At 33.6% G+C, this 792-nt stretch carries 1 protein-coding gene; it reads left to right on the top strand.

The window, feature by feature from the left end; all coding sequences use genetic code 11:
- Nucleotides 1-792, top strand: a 792-nt coding sequence (locus tag I6751_RS04750) for a hypothetical protein (RefSeq protein WP_196598994.1), incomplete at both ends; no start/stop codon positions are given.

Here is a 792-nt window from a genome sequence, read left to right as displayed (position 1 = left end):
ATAAAGGGCGATACTGTAAAGAATAATCTGCTTAGAAAACGTATACAGCTGCTGGAAGAAAGTACGAAACAATCTAATACTGTAAAAACTACCAGTGTCCATACACTACTATCCGGTTCAAATGATAATACACCAATAATTGATGCTGATACAAATTCAGCAATAATGGCACTGCTGGGGAAGAGCAGCAGTACAGATAAAACAGCCGTTGCGGAATGCAATTATGATGATGATAACTTAAAAGCATTAAGTGACTATCTGAATTCTACCGATAAACCAATAATAGATGTTACGGCTAACGGGCAAAAGCCGACAGAAGAAGTTATTACTTTTGTGAAAAAAATAGGAGAAAAGACTGTATTATTACGTTATGATAAATCAGCGCTTTCTGCTGGTGAATCAGATTTGGAATTTACTGCCAATGGTATTGATGCTAAAGCATTAATAAATTTGGCGGGAAAAGAAGCAGCAGAAAATGAAATTGTTGAGGGTGTTAATGATGTTTTTAAAGAATTAAAGTACCGTATGCCGGAATTTAAAGCAAGGGAATTAAATGGTCAGATGGGCTTTGGTACTGCAACAGCAGATTTGGCAGGCTATTTAAACTGGATAGCTGGAACCATAAATGTTTATAATAAATATTATGATGATAAATCTGTTTTTGATGCAGTAATAAATTCTTTACAATCAGCTAAGCAATCTTTATTCAATGATACAAAGGTTCAAAATGATCCTCAAAAAATGACAATAGTAGGAACAACAAAATTAATTGACTATATTACTGATATGTTT

Source organism: Pectinatus frisingensis (assembly GCF_015732285.1).
GTDB lineage: Bacteria > Bacillota > Negativicutes > Selenomonadales > Selenomonadaceae > Pectinatus > Pectinatus frisingensis.
Note: the sequence above shows the minus strand (reverse complement) of the source record. Positions and strands in the feature narration are given on the sequence as shown.